Below are 17,433 nucleotides of genomic sequence, written 5' to 3'. Positions count from 1 at the left end.
TATGGCGTTAAAGTGGGCGGCACTTGTGGCGAGTGCGCTGTTAGCGTGCGTACTGTCTTTGTTTTACGGTGCAGCAGATCTTTCGATTGCGCAGGTAGGACAATGTGTCTTTCAAGGCTGCAAAAATACAACAGATGAATTAATTTTTTGGGAAATTCGCTTTCCACGAGTAGCTATAGGCTTTTTGGTGGGCGTAGGCTTATCTGTGGCTGGCGCAACGTTGCAAAACGTTACACGCAATAGCCTGACAGATCCATATCTATTCGGTGTAGTGGCTGGCGCGGGATTGGGAGCAAGCGTAGCAACTTTGCTCTTCAGTAACAGCGTAGCTGCTGAGCTGGGCATTTCGTCGTTAACAAATGGCATGTCGTTTTCTATTGCACTTCCCGCCGCTGCGTTTTTAGGTGCGCTATTTGCTGTGAGCTTAGTACAAGTGCTAGTGGCAAGTGCCCTTGGCCGACGCACTGAACACCTTTTATTAGCGGGTGTAGCTGTATCTTTCATGCTTGGCGCGTTTTCACACTTTCTTTTGTTTATCGCTGAGCCCTTTGCGGCGAATAAAGTTGTATTTTGGTTAATGGGAAGTTTGGCCAGGGCGGAAGTCTGGTATGCATGGGTTATGTTGCCGGTTGTTGTATCAAGCGTAGCCGTATTGTTGCTATTCGGTCGCCACTTAGACGCTATGCTATTAGGAGATGACACGGCCAAAACATTGGGCGTGAATACGCGTTTTATGAGAATGCTTTCCCTTGGTATATGTGCAGCATTAACCGCTTGTATTGTTTCTTATTGCGGAGGCATAGGCTTTGTAGGTTTAATGATCCCGCATATTGTCAGACATTGGGTTGGAGTTACTACGCGAACTTTGTTGCTTGGCTGTGTACTCTTAGGGGGCACGTTTATGGTACTTGTTGATATCGTAGCGCGCACCGCGTTGGTTGGACAAGAAATACCTATTGGCATAATCACGTCGGCTATTGGAAGTATATTTTTCTTTATAGCCATCCGTCAGCGCAGCTAGCGCGTATAGCATTTTCTTAAGCATATTAAAAAGGTTTGTAGATGTATGAGTGACGACAATAACAATGAACAATCGCTTTCCAACGCCGACAAAAAGCACAAGGCCAGAATGAAAGAATACAAGGCCAAAGTTGACGAACGTGTAGCACAAGCGCAGCAAGAGAAAGGTATCCTCATTGTGATCACCGGCAATGGAAAAGGGAAATCTACATCGGGTTTTGGCACCGTAGCACGCGCGGTAGGTCATGGTAAAAAAGCCGCTGTTGTGCAATATGTGAAGGGAACTTGGCCATGTGGAGAGCGCGAATTATTACAAGCACATGGTGTCCCTTTTCACGTTATGGGCACGGGCTTTACTTGGGAAACTCAAGATAAGGCCACTGATATTGCTGCGGCAAAAAGTGCTTGGGAGCAAACTAAGCTCTGGCTCCAAGATGCTAGTATCGATTTGCTGTTGCTCGATGAAATAACGTACATGCTGAGTTTTAAATACTTGGACGTAAATGAGGTGGTTGCCGCCATTAAAGGGCGACCGGCGATGCAAAACGTAGTGGTAACAGGTAGAGCTTGTCATCGTTCACTTATGGATATTGCTGATACCATTAGTGAGGTGAAACCCATAAAACACGCATTCGATAGCGGAATAAAGGCCCAAGAGGGAATTGATTGGTGAGGCTCACTATTTTTTTTATTGGAATGTGGTGCTTACTTTGTGTACCACTGCATGCGTCAGGTTCTAAAAGTGACTACGCAACAGAACAATCGCTGCGAATTGTGGCGCTTGCACCTCATGTTGTTGAGTCACTTTTTACGCTAGGAGCGGGTGATCAAATTATTGCCACCATGGCGCATTCTGACTACCCCGAGCAAGCGAAGCGCATCCCGCGTGTAGGCAATTATGCGCGACTCCAAATAGAAAAAATCGTTCAGCTTAAGCCTGATGTGGTGATAGCTTGGCGTACTGGAAATCCAGAAGATGACCTAACGCGCTTACGTAAATATGGGATTAAGGTTGTGTACTCAAATCCAACTTCGCTTGAGAGCATTGCGGATGACTTACTTTTTTTAGGTGAAATAGTAGGGAAAGAAGAGCAGGCTAGAGCGCTAGCCCGTGATTACAAAAAACGGCTTTCTGAGTTGAAAAAGAAATACGCTAAAGCAATACCGGTGAAGGGGTTCTATGAACTATGGGCCCGACCCTTACGCACAGTGGCGAACGATGCATGGTTACAAAAGCAGCTTGAGGTTTGTGGTGTACTTAATCCATTTGCTTCGTTGAACGAAGATTATCCTTTAGTTAGTTTAGAGAAAGTGTTAGCGAGTAACCCTCAAATCGTCATTCAGCCTACGCCACACTCTGTTGAAAATAGCGATGCGCTGAACTGGCAGAAGTGGCCCCAAATTCCTGCGGTAAAGCATGGCTTCATCTTCCATCCTGATGCGGATAAAACCCATAGAATGACAACACGCATGTTAGACGAAGTGGCATTGCTTTGTGAAAACGTACACAAAGCGAGGGTTACGTTTAATTAATTATTTGACAAAAAATGGTCAACTGGATAAGGTTCGCGCCACTGTCTCAGGTGCCTAACGAGCAACGCAATCGTTGTTCTGGTTAGGGTAAACGGGAAATATGGTGAGATATGAATTTCACAGTGAAATGTATCAATTCCATTGCTGCCCCCGCAACGGTAAAGCACAAAGTGCAAGCCCGACACCGGCCTGAATAAACACGCTCATCAACCGACCACCGGCCGAAAGGCAGAAAAACGCGAGCGAAGACAGCAAGTACGAATGAAGCGGAGGGCTTCATTGGGATGTATACGTAGCATATTGATAGTAACTATCATGTGAGCTTTTCGCTCGTCAACATTCTCCTTCCCTCCTTCAATCGTCCCCTATTTAGATTGAGGAAACACACAAGTGAAAAAACAATTATTGATCATGGCTATAAGTGCTGCGGTATCTCCGCTGTCATACGCCGATGAGCAAGTTGAAACCATAACGGTGACTGCAACTCGAGCCGTTAATCAGTCTTTATCGACACTGGCGACACAGGTCACGCTTGAGCGCGCAGATATTGAGCTAGCCCAGGCAGAAACAGTGCCGGAATTACTATCACGCTTTGCAGGAATCGATGTGGCGCAAAACGGTGCTGGCCGACAGGTGTCTTCTGTTTTTATGCGTGGGGCGAGCTCAGATCAGACGCTGGTGTTAGTCAATGGTCTTCGCGTTAATACTGCAAGTAGCGGCGCAGCCACGTGGTACACCATGTCTGTTGATTTAATTGAGCGTATCGAAATTGTAAAAGGGCCACGCGCAGCCGTATGGGGCTCTGATGCGATTGGTGGTGTAATTAATATCATTACACGAACCCAATCGCCTGGTAGCGTGACCGTTAATGCCAAGTATGGAACGAACAATACTCAAGCTTACTATCTTGGGGGAAGCGTCGGGCACGGCGACGGTGCGACAACTATCGCGGTGACGAAGGAACGCAGTGATGGCTTAGATGTTTTAAAGACCTCAGAGCCAGATGAAGACGGATACGATAACGTCAGTTTCACCGTAAACGGTGCGCAATCAATTTCTGAGCGCATTGCGTTAAACTGGCTGTTTAAATCAGCGCAACAAGACACCGATTTTGATTCAACCTACTTAAACAAGAGCGAGGATGAAACACAAGAATGGCAAATTGGAGGTGCCTATAATTGGCACGTCGGTGGCGTAAGCAATACGTCAAGCCTATCCGTTGGCGCGACAAAAGATAAAAATTTAAGCTTTGGCAACGGTAGAGATAAAAAAGACGGTGATTTATTCGAAACACGTCGCGATCAGCTAACGTTGTCAAATACCACGCAATTTAACGAGGCGTTTTCGTTGGTGGTCGGTACCGACCAATACGAAGAAGAGCTTGTTTCGTCTACTGACTTTGCACAAACCGAGCGTCGAATCGAAGGTTATTTCGGCCACGGATTGGTAGATATTGGGAGATTTACTGCTGAGCTTGCCTTGCGATATGACGATGTTGAGAACGTGGATAGTGAATCTACCTATAATGCAGGTGTAGGTTTCAATATAACAGATGCGTTGCTTGTGTCAGTGGCGAAGGGAACCGGTTTTAAAGCCCCTACATTCAACGATCTCTACTTCCCATTTGGTGGTAATGCAGAATTATTATCTGAAACATCAGAAACCGAAGAAGTATCGATAACTTATCAAACGAACACCGTTGACGCCTCATTAAGCTATTACACCACTGATATTGAAAACTTGATTGAATGGGCGCCGGATGCTGACAATATTTGGCAACCTCGTAATATTGCACAGGCCGAGATTAGCGGTGTCGATATCATCGCAAGCTACAGCGGCTTTGGTGGGCGACATACGGTAAATTACGGGTATCTTGACGCGATTGATGCAAGAAACGATACGCGCTTAGCAAGAAGGGCGAAAAATCAGTTCAGCTATCAATTTATGGCTAGTTTTGATACCACAGACTTCCTCTTTAACTACGAATACAAAGGCGACAGAGTTGATCAAGGGACAACACTGGAGAGCTATCAGATTGTCGATGTAAGTGTTAATCACCGCTTCAGCGATGTCGTTTCGGGCAAGTTGAAGCTTCACAATTTATTTGACGAAGAATACGAGACGGTATTTAACTATCAAACATTAGGTAGAGCCGTGTATTTAAGCATTAACTATCAAATGTAAAAGCACAAGACTGTTTGTCTTTTGTTGCACATGTAAAAGAGGGGCGTTTAATCGCCCCTCTCTTATTATTAAAACCGTTTATTACCAATTCGCATAGATATTTGCCCACTCTTCTCGGAGGGTGAGTTTAAAACGTCCATACTCTTTGTTGTGTCACCTTGATGTAGAACCACTATACCTGCAGTAACACGTCGTGATTACGAACATTTAAACGCTCGCTGAGTGGGTAATGATCTCTGCGGATTGTATAGCGTTTGACGCTATGAAGAGCAGCTATAGTGAGAAACGCCACCGGCGTTGAAGAATTCGAGTGGACGGCGTTGGTAGTATTTTTTTTCAACCGCTTCGGTTTGTTCGTCATAAGGGGCTGTAAGTACCTGTTGCAGCTCATGGATATGCGTAAAATTTCCTTCTTCTGCTGCTTTGTATGCCGGTGATATAAGCCATTCGCGCCACGTGTACTTTGGATTAGTGCTGCGCATTTTTATCGAAATTTCCTCCATTATTTCCACGCTATCACTTTGTTTCAACACGTGGTTGCGCCACTTATCAAGCCACAATTTCCATTCGTCCAGAAGTGGCGCTTTGGCTTGCCCATAAAAGCTTTTTGTTAAGCTATCCACGCTTTTTGGTATTGCACATAATTCGCGGAAAAATAGGGAATAATCGACCCCTGTGCGCAACATCAACTGCAGCAAACTGATAAGTAGGTCATGGTCGTAATTTTGTAGTCCGAGCTTACTTGCCCACATGCTCTGCATCGCGCTTTCCATGGCCTCTGAAAAACCGTCATTAATATGGTTTAGTTGAGCCAGCTGCCTTTCGTCGTTTTCAATAAGAGGGACAAGTGAGCGACAGAACATGTCGAAATTTTTTTGTGCCGCAATAGGTTGGTTTAGAAATGAAAAATGTCTTCCGCCACCCGTCCATGGCTGATAGTCAGCTTCAAAAAATTCACAAAAACCAAACGGACCATAATCTAGTGTGAAGCCGCCAGCTGCGCAATTATCACTGTTAAAATTACCCTGACAATAACCGACGCGAACCCAATTAGAAACAAGGCGAGTCAAGCGGTCTCGAAATCGTCCAGCTAATGCAACCACTTGTTCATTAAATGCCATGGTAGTGTTTATTTCACTTGAGTATTCACGCTCAATAAGGTGGTTAACAATGGCTTTGAGCTCATTTAACGCTTCACTGTGTTCATTACAACGCGCTCGTCTGGCAAAAAGTTCCAGTTGCCCTACACGCAAAAATGAAGGGGCGACGCGGGTGGAAATGGCCGCTATGTTCTCCACCATGATTTCAGGTTCGTACGAAGTCGAATTCTCGCGATACCAAGGTCTATCGACCGTATCGGATGCCGACATGATTAAACTCAGTGACCGAGATGTAGGTACGCCAAGCGCGTGCATATGTTCTTGCGCTAGAAATTCTCGTACACTAGAACGCAATACAGCGCGGCCGTCTGCACCTCTGCAGTACGGTGTTCGGCCGGACCCTTTTAGCTGCATCTCCCAGCGCCGGCCGTTAAACACTCCTTCAACAATAGAGATAGCGCGTCCATCACCATAGCCATTTCCGGTTCCAAAAGGGCACTGTTGCGTATATTCAGTTCCGTATATGGAAAGGGCATAGCCCGTGGCCCATCCATGAGGCAGCATAGGCTTAGGAAGGCCCGACATATCACCAGAAAATAAACGTACAAAATGCGGATGAGAAGCGAAATCTTCGTGTAAGCCTAATTCATCAAACAGTGTTTGGCTGTGCGCAATATACACGGGGGATGAAAGTGGCGTAGGAGTGACGGGCACGTAATGGCCTGAGAAAACCTGTCTTGGCTCGTGATCCAAGCCATCATTACTAGCGTGAGGATCAGGCGTAAGAGCATGTATTAACGAGTAGTCGATACATTGGGCAAAGTCTTCTATAGATTCTATTGGCGCGTTAACATTTGGCATATGGCGTTATCATACTTGGTTATAGGGTTATGATGATGTGTATTATACAAGTGTTAGTGTGTCGTCATTATTCTGAGCCGTAATGACAATTACGGCTTGGGGCGTAGGGCTAACTTGCCTTGTTCTACGCTCATTAGTAAAGGTACAGTTGAAAGCAACGCTACTGCTTTGTTGTTGTCATTTAACTTATATACGGGGTTGGTAGACAAAAAGCCGTTTAACAGCATCATAAATTCTGCACTAATAGGTGCAATGTTTCCTTTGTAGGCGCCGGCATCAATAGTGCTGTCTAGTAGCGACAGAGAGCGTACATATATCGCTTTATCCTCAGTATCATAATAGGGCGTGCCTTCTATTGCTAGACTCACTTTAAGCGGGTACGTTAGACCAAATGCACCCACTCGCGCTGTCGAACGCGTGCTTAATCTAACTACATCCCTCCCGTCAGGCCCCACGGTTACCGACAAATCTTCGACAGCGAGCTGAAGTGGAATACCGGCCAACGACGCCTTTTTTTGAAGGTTCATCAATTGTGCGTCAAGCGCTTGTTCAATATCTGCCTCTGTTACTGAATAAACAGAGAATTGAGACAGGGTTGCACAGCTACTTATAAAAAGAGTAACTAAGAGTAAAGCTATCGATTTCATACTTTTATCTCTCGGATAGGGTTAGGTAAATGCGGAGTAAACAATAGATGCCTAACAATATCTAGTCATTATTTTGATAGTTTAGATGGCTTTCGATTGTAACACTGCCTTTCTTGTCACTTGTTATCCGGCAATTCATTCTACTTATATCTAACACGACAGAACTCACCCTTTCCATACGTTATTTGCGCCTTAAGCGATCGCGAAATATAAGCAGAACAGCACATTAAGACTTGTAAGTAATTATGTATTTAGTAGCGCATACGGTGCGAATTAAGTATCTTGGAATTCACCACTAAAGCAACAGTGGTATAACCCTTTACGGTTCAACGTCAGCCTTTATGGCGACAAGTCTATTCTAAAAATATAAATAAGATCCTAGGAAAGAGCATGGCTTCAATAAGAAAGGTCAAAACGACAGTCAATCGAATAACAATGGGGATGATGCTAGGCGCTGCGCTTACATTAACCGGATGTGGTAAAAGTGACGTGAAAAATGAGATGAATACATCGTCACAAGTACAAGATAAAACCGATAACAGTGGCTTTGACCTACCTTACGAATCGTTTACCTTAGATAACGGCCTTAAAGTCATTCTTCATCAAGATACTTCTGACCCTATTGTGGCTATTTCTACGATTGTTCATGTGGGGTCGAGTCGTGAAAAGCCTGGACGAACAGGCTTTGCACATTTCTTCGAGCATATGTCGTTTAACGACTCTGAAAACGTGCCAAAGGGAGCAAATCGCAAAATGATCCCTGAACTTGGCGGAGAGAGAAATGGGGGGACTTGGAGTGACGGGACGATTTACTATGAGGTTGTGCCGAAAGACGCTTTTGACAAGCTGCTCTGGATAGATTCTGACCGTTTGGGTTTTATGATAAATACCGTAGATAAAGGGACGTTAGAGCGGGAAAAGCAAGTTGTTAAAAATGAAAAGCGCCAGCGAGTGGATAATCGCCCTTATGGCCATGCAGGTCACGTAATTAAAAAGGCACTGTATCCAAAAGATCACCCGTACAACTGGACGGTAATTGGCGATTTAGAAGATTTACAAGCAGCCACATTAGATGATGTAAGGGAGTTTTACGACAAGTATTACGTTCCATCTAACGCAACAATGGTGATTGCAGGTGATATTGACCTTGCCGCGACGAAAGAAAAAGTGAAGCTTTGGTTTGGTGAGATTAAATCGGGCCCTGAAGTTGCGTCGATGGAAGCGCAGCCAGTAACATTAAGTGAAACCAAGAAGCTTTATCACGAAGATAACTTCGCAAAGTTACCAGAAATCAGGTTAACGTTCCCAACAGTAGAAAGTTTTCATAAGGACGCATACGCCCTCGATGCTTTAGGCGAAATTTTGTCGTCAGGCAAGCAAGCGCCTTTGTACGTAAATATTGTTGAAAAGCAAAAGCTGGCGCCAGGTGCGTATTCATGGCATCGCGCCGAAGAAATTGCGGGCACTTTCACCATTTTGGTTCGCGGTAACCCAGGTACTAACCTGAATGATATCTATGCCGCTATTCAGGCTTCATTCGATGAATTTGAGAAAAACGGCTTTAGTGAAAGCCAACTTACCAAGATAAAAGCAGAACAAGAAACTTCATTTTTTTATGAAATAGAGAGCGTTCTCGGAAAAGCACAAAAACTTGGCGAGTACAATGAATTTGCCGGTTCACCTGATTTTATTAAGCAAGACATCAACAATATTACTGCTGTTACCGCTGAAGATGTAAAAAACGTTTTTAATAAATATATTAAAGATAAACACCATATTGTTACGAGCTTTGTGCCAAAAGGTGAGGTTTCGCTGGCGGTTTCAGGTTCTAAAAAAGCAGACATCGTTGAAGAAGTGGTAGAGCAGGGTGCAGAAGAAGAATTTGTAGAAAACGATGCTATTCAATTTACTAAGACCCAGACTAAACACGATCGCAGTGAGCCACCACTGAGTGAATTACCAACCTTAACAGCGCCCCAAGTATGGCAGACTGAACAGGCTAATGGCCTCACTATTTTGGGCATTGAACAAAATGAACTACCTATCGTTAATTTCAGCTTAACCATTCAAGGTGGTCAGCTTCTTGATGATAGTGAGAAGCTCGGCACAGCAAACTTGGTTGCGTTAATGATGAATGAAGGCACCAAGTCTAAAACGCCTAAAGAGTTGGAAGAAGCTATCGGACTACTTGGGGCGTCTTTACGCGTAATGAGCGATCGCGAATCGATCACAGTAAGAGGTCGTTCATTGGTCAAGAATTTCGATAAGACTGTTGGCTTATTGGGAGAAATGCTGTTGGAGCCGCGTTGGGATCCTAGTGAATTTGAACGCCTTAAGCAAACCCAGCTAACATCGATTAAACAAGCAAAAGGTGATGCACAATCAATTGCACGAAATGCGTATTTTAAGCTGTTATATCCAGAAAATCATGCTGCGGGTAGCCCTTTAGGTGGCACGGAAGAAACAGTAAATGCTATTTCACTTGATGACCTCAAGGCTTACTACATCAAGAATATGTCGCCGAAGCTAGCCTCTTTCCAAGTGGCTGGCGATGTGAGTCAGCAGCAGGTGGTAAGCGCGCTTTCTGTATTGAAAGATTGGAAAGGAGAAGATCTTACACTTCCCGTTCAACCTCAAGTGGTTACACGCGAAAAACCATCCTTGTATTTTATCGATTTACCGGATGCCAAGCAGTCAGTAATTATGGTGGGCAAAGCAGTGGTTCCTGCTCAACACCCTGACTTTTATCCTATCGTTGTGGCAAATAACCGCTTAGGTGGTGGCATGAGTGCTCGCCTAGCTCAGACATTGCGCATTCAAAAGGGGTATACCTACGGGGCGTATTCTTATATTCGCGGAGCAAGTTACCAATCGCCGTTTATAGCGTCGTCACAAGTGCGTACCAATGTAACGCTAGAGTCATTGGATATCTTTAAAGATCTTATTGACAACTATCAATCAACATATAGTGAAGACGATTTAGATGTCACTAAAAATATGATTGTAAAAGGAAACGCGAGAAAATTCGAAACGTTAGGTCAGCAGCTTAATGTGTTAGAAAATATTAGCCGTTATGGTTGGTCGGACGATTACATTAGCGAGCGCCAAGAATATGTGACAACCGTCACATTAGAGGACGTACACAACACGATCAATACTCACTTGAAAGAGCAGAATATGTTCTATGTAGTTGTTGGTGATGCGAAGACTCAATTAGCGCGAATGAAAGAATTCGGCTATGGAGAGCCGGTTTTATTAGATGTGAATGCTAACCCTATTGAACCTTTAAATTAAGTAAAAAGAAGCGGACTTAGGCAGAAAGCTCACAAATCGTGGGCTTTTTTTGTTTGACTATGGATAGTCGCGCATGACGTCTCTTGCTAATGTGAGAAAAAAAATTGCATTATGATAGCTGAGCTAATTCTTGCTACATTATAGTTTTTACCTAATGCACTCAGGCTCTGTACGCAAAACTACCAATCAATTACTACAAAAAAAGGCATTCAATCAATGATTTCAAGGATAAAAATCGCTGCGTTTGCGTTGTCTATTGGCACATTTATTAGCACGACATTTCCGGTTTCTGCGCTGAGCGAAATCGTTGAACCAAAACTTTTCGAAAAAATGGAATACCGGTTTATTGGGCCATATAGAGGTGGGCGCTCGGTTGCTGTTTCGGGTATTGAGGGTAACAGCAACGTCTATTTTATGGGAACTGCAGGTGGCGGTGTTTGGAAGACTGAAAATGCAGGGTTGTCTTGGAAAGCAATCTCGGACAAAGATTTTGCTGTTGGCAGCATAGGCGCTATTGCTGTTGCTCCTTCAGATCCCAATGTTATTTATGTAGGCACAGGTGAAGGTCCTATTCGAGGCGTAACCACAAGCCACGGCAAGGGCGTTTACAAATCTACAGACGGCGGTGAAACATGGGAGCTGGCAGGGTTAGATAAACGTGGCCAAATCCCTAAAATTCGCATACACCCAACTAATCCCGACATAGCGTGGGCTGCGGTGCAGGGCAATATTTGGGGGCCTAATGAAGAGCGCGGTATCTACAAAACAACAGACGGTGGTAAAACATGGCAGCATGTGTTGAAAGTGAATGCCGATACTGGCGCTGCCGACTTAGCTATCGACCCCACTAACCCCAGAATTCTTTACGCGAGTATGTGGCATCACGGAAGAACGCCTTGGTTTATCAAGTCAGGCGGTGAAGGCGGCGGCCTTTATAAGTCAACAGACGGTGGTGAAAGCTGGGACAAGTTAGAAAAAGGGTTGCCTGCGCTTATTGGTAAAGTGGGCATTGATATTTCCGCGTCTAACCCTAAGCGCCTGTATGCCATTATCGAGGCTGATGAAGGCGGCCTTTATCGCAGTGATGATGCGGGCAAGTCCTGGTCGTTAATGAACGGCGACAATATTCTTAAAGCCCGCGCGTGGTACTACAACCACATCAAAGTTGACCCTAATGACGAAAATACCCTGTATGTAATGAATGTGCAGCTGCATAAATCCATTGATGGCGGTAAAACCTTCGAAATTAAATCTCTGCCCCACGGTGATACCCACGATATGTGGATAAACCCAGAAAACAGCTTAAACATGATCAACGCTAATGACGGTGGCGCAACCATTACCTTCGATGGCGGAGAGTCGTGGTCTAGTATTTACAATCAGCCTACAGCGCAGTTCTACCGTGTTATTACCGATAACTTAAACCCGTACTATGTTTATGGCGGACAGCAAGATAACTCGACCATGGCAACGCCGTCTGAAACCTGGAGCAGCGGTATAGGCATTGAGGACCAATTTGCTGTGGGCGGTGGTGAAAGTGCGCATATTGCGTTTAATCCGGATGATCCAACCCTTATTTACGCCACGACCATCAATGGAACACTCACGGAATATAATCGCGATAGTGGACTTACACGCCCTATTATGCCTTACCCTGAATATGTGTTTGGTAGAAATGCACGTGATCAAAAGTACCGCACCAACTGGAATGCTCCGGTAATAGTGTCAAAGCATGATCCTGACACCGTTTACTACGGCACGCAGATGATCTTAAAAACCACAGATCGCGGTGTGAACTGGCAAGAAATTAGTCCAGACTTAACCCGTAACGAGCCTGAAAAGCAGGGGCTGAACGGCGGGCCGATCACTAACGAACAAGCCGGGGCTGAATACTACAATACGGTTTTCTATATTGCCGAATCGGCAGTTAACAAAGGCGAGCTTTGGGTTGGTGCTGATGATGGTAAGCTTCACATAACCCGTGATGAGGGCAAAAACTGGAAAGATATTACCCCTCATAAAAAAGAAGCGCAGGTCAATGCCATAGAACTAAGCCCTCATGCACAAGGCAGAGCTTACGTTGCGGTAGCAGGCTATAAATTAAATGACTATACGCCATACATTTACAAAACCGATAACTACGGCAAGCGCTGGAAGCGTATTGACGAAGGCCTACCAGAGGACGCCTTTGTTCGAGTAGTGCGTGAAGATACAGAGCGCGAGGGCATGCTGTTCGCGGGTACAGAAAGCGGTATGTTTATTAGCTTCGACGACGGTAAGCATTGGCAAGAATTAGACTTAAACCTGCCGCCTGTGGCGATTACCGATATGCAGGTTAAAGGTGATGATCTGGTTGTTGCCACGCAAGGTCGAGGCTTTTGGATCTTGGACGACATAGCGCCGCTGCGTGAAGTGCATAAATCACTGGCTGAAGAAACGCTGTTTCAGTTTGAACCTGTAGATGGCGTTCGCTTGCTATCTGGCGGTGGCATGACTGACCAGCCTCAAGCGAAAAACCCGCCACGTGGCGCTACCTTCCGTTATTACCTCAAAGACGCGCTAGAAGAAGAGCAAACGCTGCGCATTGATATATTCAATGCCGATAACGAGCTTGTTCGCACACTGTCATCTGCACCGAGTGAATTTGAAAAGTGTGCGAAAGGTAACGAAGATGTTCGCAGCCCTGTTAAATTCAAGCACCCTCCAACGAAAGCGGGCTACAACGAATTTGTCTGGGATCTTCGCCGTGAGCCGTTGAACTGCATCGAGAATGTAAAACTGTTTGGCGGTTGGAACGGCGCCCGTGTTATGCCTGGAGACTACAAAGCGAAAATCACAGTAGGTGAACAGGCGCAAACCCGCGCGTTTAAAGTACTTCCAGACCCAAGAGAAGAAGCTGATAAAGCGCAGCTTCAAGTGGTTGAAAAGAGCATTCAGGCTACGGAAACCTTACTGAATGATTTGTTTGCACACCTGCAAAAAGCCCGTGATGTGCGAGCACAATTAAACGGTGTGTCTGAAGATAACGTAATGCTGGCAAGCGATGTGTCGGCTTCAATCGAGCGCATTATTAGTGCCATCGATGACTGGGAAGCGTTGGTTATTCAGCCCAAACATCAAACTTTTGAGGATGACATTAACTGGCCCAATATGCTCGACAGACAAGTCCGTTTCTTGATGGATAACTTCGACAGAACGGGCGCGCCTGCACAAGCTGGTGCACTAAAACGGTTGGAAGACTTAGAGTCAAAGTGGCAGCAGTATAAAGTGCAGCTAGAAACCTTGTTTGGTGAGGAAGTGAAACCGTTGAATGATAAACTATCTAAGCAAGGCGCGTTTGATTTAGAGAGTTTGTAAGGGCTAGTACAATTTAGCAGATATTTACTTTAATTTTAGCCCCGCTTCTAGCGGGGCTTTTTACTGGTCTAAACACATCGCGTGTTAATGCAATTTACTATTTTTAATATACAATCGCGCTCGTTAACTTCAAATTCTTAGCGGTACTCATGTATATAACTTATCGAAACACTGTCCCTCTCGTTTTTACAGCACTTACTTTTAACCCTGTTTTCGCTGAAGCAAAGTCAGAAAACTCTGCTGTTGAAAGTCGTCAGGAGAAGACTCCGCTAGAAGTTCGCCAAAGTGAGCAAACATCTAAAACAACAGGCGATATACTTAAGCTAGAAAAAATTACCATTGAAGGGGCGGCGACGGCGAATAACAAACCAGTAGGCACGTTTAATTCACCTATTTCAAATTTAGAGTACGACCCACGTGTCGATTTGCAATCAAGGAACATGGCAGAAGCGCAGGCTGACGTCACCATTCGCGGCGGTATATTCGAAAACACGGGGTTTCGCATAGGAAGCGCAACGCTTATTGACCCGCAAACAGGGCACTATTTCGCTGAAATTCCCATTGCACCAGAAATGCTGACGAAACCGCGTATTTTCACGGGCGTCGATAACGCGCTTTACGGCGTAAATAGCTCAGTAGGTACGGTGTCTTACGGCTGGCGCCCTATCCAAACAGCAGGCAGTGTGTCACTAGGTGTGGGCAATAATAACTTCAATCTGCAGCGTGTACACGGTGCAGTAAAGCACGCGCTTGGTGATTTACCCGGTTGGACTGTTGGGGTTGAAGGGGAGTATTCTCGCTCTGAAAGTGATGGCACTATTGCTAATGGCGATCATAATTTCGAACGCGCGTCGGGGCGTATTCAGCTTGCAAGTAATGACTCACAAACCGACGTGTTTTATGGCTTTCAGCAAAAGTTTTTTGGCTGGCCTAACTTGTACACGCCTTTTAACGTGAACGAAACGGAAGACATTCAAACCCGTTTGGTCATGCTAAATCACAAACAGCGCTACGGCGAAGAGGGTATGAAAAATACCTTTGAGGTTTCTGCTTACTACAGAGAGAATGACGACCATTACGTGTTCTCACGTGAAAACCCTGAAGCGTTTCAGGCGTTTCACGAAACCCAAGTGACGTCATTGGCGTTTTCAGGTACTCATAATGTATCGCAAGAATTCGGAATCAACTACGCAGCACAGCTTACTGCAGACGACATTACATCAACTACGCTAGAGAATAATTTCACCTCTCGCGACTACTACAAAATAAGCCTAGTGCCCGAGTATCGCACGCAGTTGAACAGCAATGAATCGCTTACCATTCGCTTAGGTGGGGCGTTTGACGATACGAATCGCGACGACGACCGACTGTCTTTTGTGGGTGATATCAGTTGGCTTACCCAAACAGAGATCAATGCCTCGCGTACGCTCTATCTTTCATATGCAGAGGCGACGCAGGTGGCTGGCTACACTGCTGTCGGCGGCAGCACCACAAGCGGTCTGTTTAGAAGTAACAACCAGTTACAGCGAGAAGTCAGCAAAAACCTAGAGTTTGGGGCGTCATTTGATAGAGCGTCTTTCAAAGTTGATACCGCCGTATTCTATCGCTGGGATAACGAACTGACGGATTGGACGTATAGCTTCGACGCTACTTCAGCTCGCAGTGCAAACCCGGTTGATATTCAAACCCTAGGTGTTGAGGTGATTGCCATTAAACGCTTTGATAGCGCAGATGTGGTGGCCAGCTACACCTATTTAGATAAGTCTGAAGACTATCGTATTGATGAAGTAGACGCGAGCTTTTACGCGCTTAACTATCCGCCGCATCGCGCAACTCTTGGGATGGTGTGGTTTGCAACCGATACGGTTGAAGTGCGCATTGACAACGAGTGGCGGAAACAAGAAACCAATGCGCTTAGAAACGGCAGTGACTCAGCATTCTTCTCGCATGTTACTCTCACATACTCACCGGCCCAGATTGAAGGGTTAAGCTTGGTATTGGCAGTCGATAACTTGTGGGATGAGCGCTTTGAAGAAATCCCTGGAACGCCAGGTCGCGGCGACCAATATTCTGCCACTGTCACCTACTTCTGGTAAGGGAGAGTAATGATAGAGAACCTTCCTTATACCTTAGGGGACTTTGCTGGACGATGGACGCTAACGCGCAAAATCATCCAGCGAAGTGGCGATGTATTTACCTTTATGGGAGAGGCTGAATTCAGCTGGCTGGAAGGTAGCGTACAAAAAGAAAAAAGTGGCTTGGCGTATTACGAAAAAGGTGAGGTTACTTCGCCTAACGGCAGTGTCATGCTTGCTGAGCGCCGTTATTTCTGGCAGCAGCCTCAAACTGGTTTATTTGAAGTGTTGTTCGACGATGAACGTTATTTTCATTCTTTCAGTGCGGCCAACCCAAACGCTGAGCACTTATGCGGCGATGACAATTATGTAGTGCGCTATGACTTCACAGCCTGGCCTGTGTGGCGTTCTACGTGGCAGGTCATTGGGCCACGCAAAGACTACACCATGGTGAGTGAGTATAGTCCAACGTAGCTTTTGGCGTTTTTGAGGCTTATAACTGTTTCTGCTTCGTAGCGTGTTGATGAGACTTCCAAAGTGCAATAGCAATGATGGCACCGCCAAGAAGCAGGCGAGAAAAGTCGGTGTCTTTTTGCCAAAGCAGTAAATTAACCACAAGCCCCGCAGGAATAAGTGCGTTATTCATAATAGCCAACGTACCACCAGAAACGGCTAGCGCGCCTTGGTTCCAAAAGTAATAGCCAAGCCCTGATGCCACAATACCCAACCACAGTAGCACTCCCCATTGCTCGGCATTTTGCGGTAGTTGGCTTGGGTTGCCAAATAGGAAGAACGCAGGTAAGGCAACAGCCAGTGCGCCTAAATAAAACCACGCGAATACGTTGTGATAGGGGACTTGGGTTGTAAAAGTGGAGGTCAGCTTCTTATAACCCACTTGTCCTAGTGCAAAGGAAAGGTTAGCACCTTGAACAATGGCAAAACCAAACCAGTAGTCATCAGTTACGCCATTAAAACGAATTATGGCTGCACCTACGGTGGCAATAAGTGCGCATAACAAATAAAACGGGGTAAACCGCTTAAACAGGGCGTCGTTTAACATAACGACATAAAGCGGCGTAAAAATGGTGAAAAGCAACACTTCTGGCACGCTTAAAAACAAAAATGCGTGGTAGAAGAAAATGTACATTAACCCTAACTGTACAGCACCTAAAGCCGCCAACGCCGCTTTTTGCTTGGCGCTTAGCAGAGATATTTTAAGAAACGGCAGAAATACCAAAGCAGCAAGAATAATGCGGGTTAGTACAGCAAAGTAACTATCTACCTCGCCCGCCAAAAATTCGCCAATAAGTGAAAAGGAAAATGCCCATAGGACAGTGACTGCAACAAGGTAAAGCACGCGTA

The 17,433-nt window shown here is 45.4% G+C and carries 11 protein-coding genes and 1 riboswitch; of the genes, 8 read left to right on the top strand and 3 right to left on the bottom strand.

The genetic code is table 11. The features are described 5' to 3' along the window. Position 1: 1 nt before the first annotated feature. The 4 genes from BK026_RS11020 (at position 2) to BK026_RS11005 (ending at position 4,737) form a co-directional block, all read left to right on the top strand. The gene (locus BK026_RS11020) at positions 2-1,021 is read left to right on the top strand and encodes an iron ABC transporter permease (protein ID WP_071817615.1); all 1,020 of its coding nucleotides are present in this window, start codon (positions 2-4) and stop codon (positions 1,019-1,021) included. 45 nt (positions 1,022-1,066) lie between these two features. After that, positions 1,067-1,693 (top strand): cob(I)yrinic acid a,c-diamide adenosyltransferase, encoded by a 627-nt coding sequence (gene cobO, locus BK026_RS11015; protein WP_071815900.1) that lies wholly within the window; start codon positions 1,067-1,069, stop codon positions 1,691-1,693. Next, positions 1,690-2,553 carry a cobalamin-binding protein gene (locus BK026_RS11010; protein WP_371264976.1) on the top strand — a complete coding sequence of 288 codons (864 nt, stop codon included), beginning with the start codon at positions 1,690-1,692 and terminating at the stop codon, positions 2,551-2,553. The genes cobO and BK026_RS11010 overlap by 4 nt, the downstream gene beginning before the upstream one ends. Positions 2,554-2,584: 31 nt before the next feature. Next, a riboswitch (cobalamin riboswitch) is annotated at positions 2,585-2,761 on the top strand. A gap of 182 nt (positions 2,762-2,943) precedes the next feature. Beyond that, the gene (locus BK026_RS11005) at positions 2,944-4,737 is read left to right on the top strand and encodes a TonB-dependent receptor domain-containing protein (protein WP_143142121.1); all 1,794 of its coding nucleotides are present in this window, start codon (positions 2,944-2,946) and stop codon (positions 4,735-4,737) included. Positions 4,738-4,997: 260 nt separating this feature from the next. Here the strand turns inward: BK026_RS11005 and BK026_RS11000 are convergent, their stop codons facing one another. Beyond that, positions 4,998-6,698 (bottom strand): YdiU family protein, encoded by a 1,701-nt coding sequence (locus tag BK026_RS11000; protein WP_071815898.1) that lies wholly within the window; start codon positions 6,696-6,698, stop codon positions 4,998-5,000. Between the two features lie 89 nt (positions 6,699-6,787). Then, a complete protein-coding gene (locus tag BK026_RS10995; protein ID WP_071815897.1) occupies positions 6,788-7,345 on the bottom strand; it encodes a DUF1439 domain-containing protein in 558 nt (185 codons plus the stop codon). Positions 7,346-7,735: 390 nt separating this feature from the next. On the opposite strand from BK026_RS10995, the gene BK026_RS10990 reads away from it, so the two are divergent. The 4 genes from BK026_RS10990 to BK026_RS10975 all read left to right on the top strand — a co-directional run bounded on the left by BK026_RS10990 (position 7,736) and on the right by BK026_RS10975 (position 16,545). Then, a complete protein-coding gene (locus BK026_RS10990; RefSeq protein ID WP_256253776.1) occupies positions 7,736-10,639 on the top strand; it encodes a pitrilysin family protein in 2,904 nt (967 codons plus the stop codon). 216 nt (positions 10,640-10,855) lie between these two features. Next, entirely contained in the window at positions 10,856-13,996 is a 3,141-nt protein-coding gene (locus BK026_RS10985; protein ID WP_071815895.1) for a sialidase family protein, read from the top strand. 149 nt (positions 13,997-14,145) lie between these two features. After that, positions 14,146-16,092, top strand: coding sequence for a TonB-dependent receptor domain-containing protein (locus BK026_RS10980; protein WP_071815894.1), 1,947 nt, complete (start codon positions 14,146-14,148; stop codon positions 16,090-16,092). Between the two features lie 9 nt (positions 16,093-16,101). After that, positions 16,102-16,545 (top strand): DUF6314 family protein, encoded by a 444-nt coding sequence (locus BK026_RS10975; RefSeq protein ID WP_071815893.1) that lies wholly within the window; start codon positions 16,102-16,104, stop codon positions 16,543-16,545. 19 nt (positions 16,546-16,564) lie between these two features. On the opposite strand, the gene BK026_RS10970 is transcribed toward BK026_RS10975, so the two are convergent. Further along, entirely contained in the window at positions 16,565-17,428 is an 864-nt protein-coding gene (locus BK026_RS10970; RefSeq protein WP_071815892.1) for an EamA family transporter, read from the bottom strand. Positions 17,429-17,433 lie beyond the last annotated feature (5 nt).

The sequence above is a fragment of the Alteromonas sp. V450 genome, from assembly GCF_001885075.1.
In the GTDB taxonomy this organism is placed as follows: Bacteria; Pseudomonadota; Gammaproteobacteria; order Enterobacterales; family Alteromonadaceae; genus Alteromonas.
Note: the sequence above shows the minus strand (reverse complement) of the source record. Positions and strands in the feature narration are given on the sequence as shown.

What these genes read in the sequence shown, in the direction of transcription:
- BK026_RS11020 (WP_071817615.1), top strand. Translation starts at nt 2, where the DNA reads ATGGCGTTAAAGTGGGCGGCACTTGTGGCGAGTGCGCTGTTAGCGTGC.
- cobO (WP_071815900.1), top strand. Translation starts at nt 1,067, where the DNA reads ATGAGTGACGACAATAACAATGAACAATCGCTTTCCAACGCCGACAAA.
- BK026_RS11000 (WP_071815898.1), bottom strand. Translation starts at nt 6,698, where the DNA reads ATGCCAAATGTTAACGCGCCAATAGAATCTATAGAAGACTTTGCCCAA.
- BK026_RS10995 (WP_071815897.1), bottom strand. Translation starts at nt 7,345, where the DNA reads ATGAAATCGATAGCTTTACTCTTAGTTACTCTTTTTATAAGTAGCTGT.
- BK026_RS10990 (WP_256253776.1), top strand. Translation starts at nt 7,736, where the DNA reads ATGGCTTCAATAAGAAAGGTCAAAACGACAGTCAATCGAATAACAATG.
- BK026_RS10985 (WP_071815895.1), top strand. Translation starts at nt 10,856, where the DNA reads ATGATTTCAAGGATAAAAATCGCTGCGTTTGCGTTGTCTATTGGCACA.
- BK026_RS10980 (WP_071815894.1), top strand. Translation starts at nt 14,146, where the DNA reads ATGTATATAACTTATCGAAACACTGTCCCTCTCGTTTTTACAGCACTT.
- BK026_RS10975 (WP_071815893.1), top strand. Translation starts at nt 16,102, where the DNA reads ATGATAGAGAACCTTCCTTATACCTTAGGGGACTTTGCTGGACGATGG.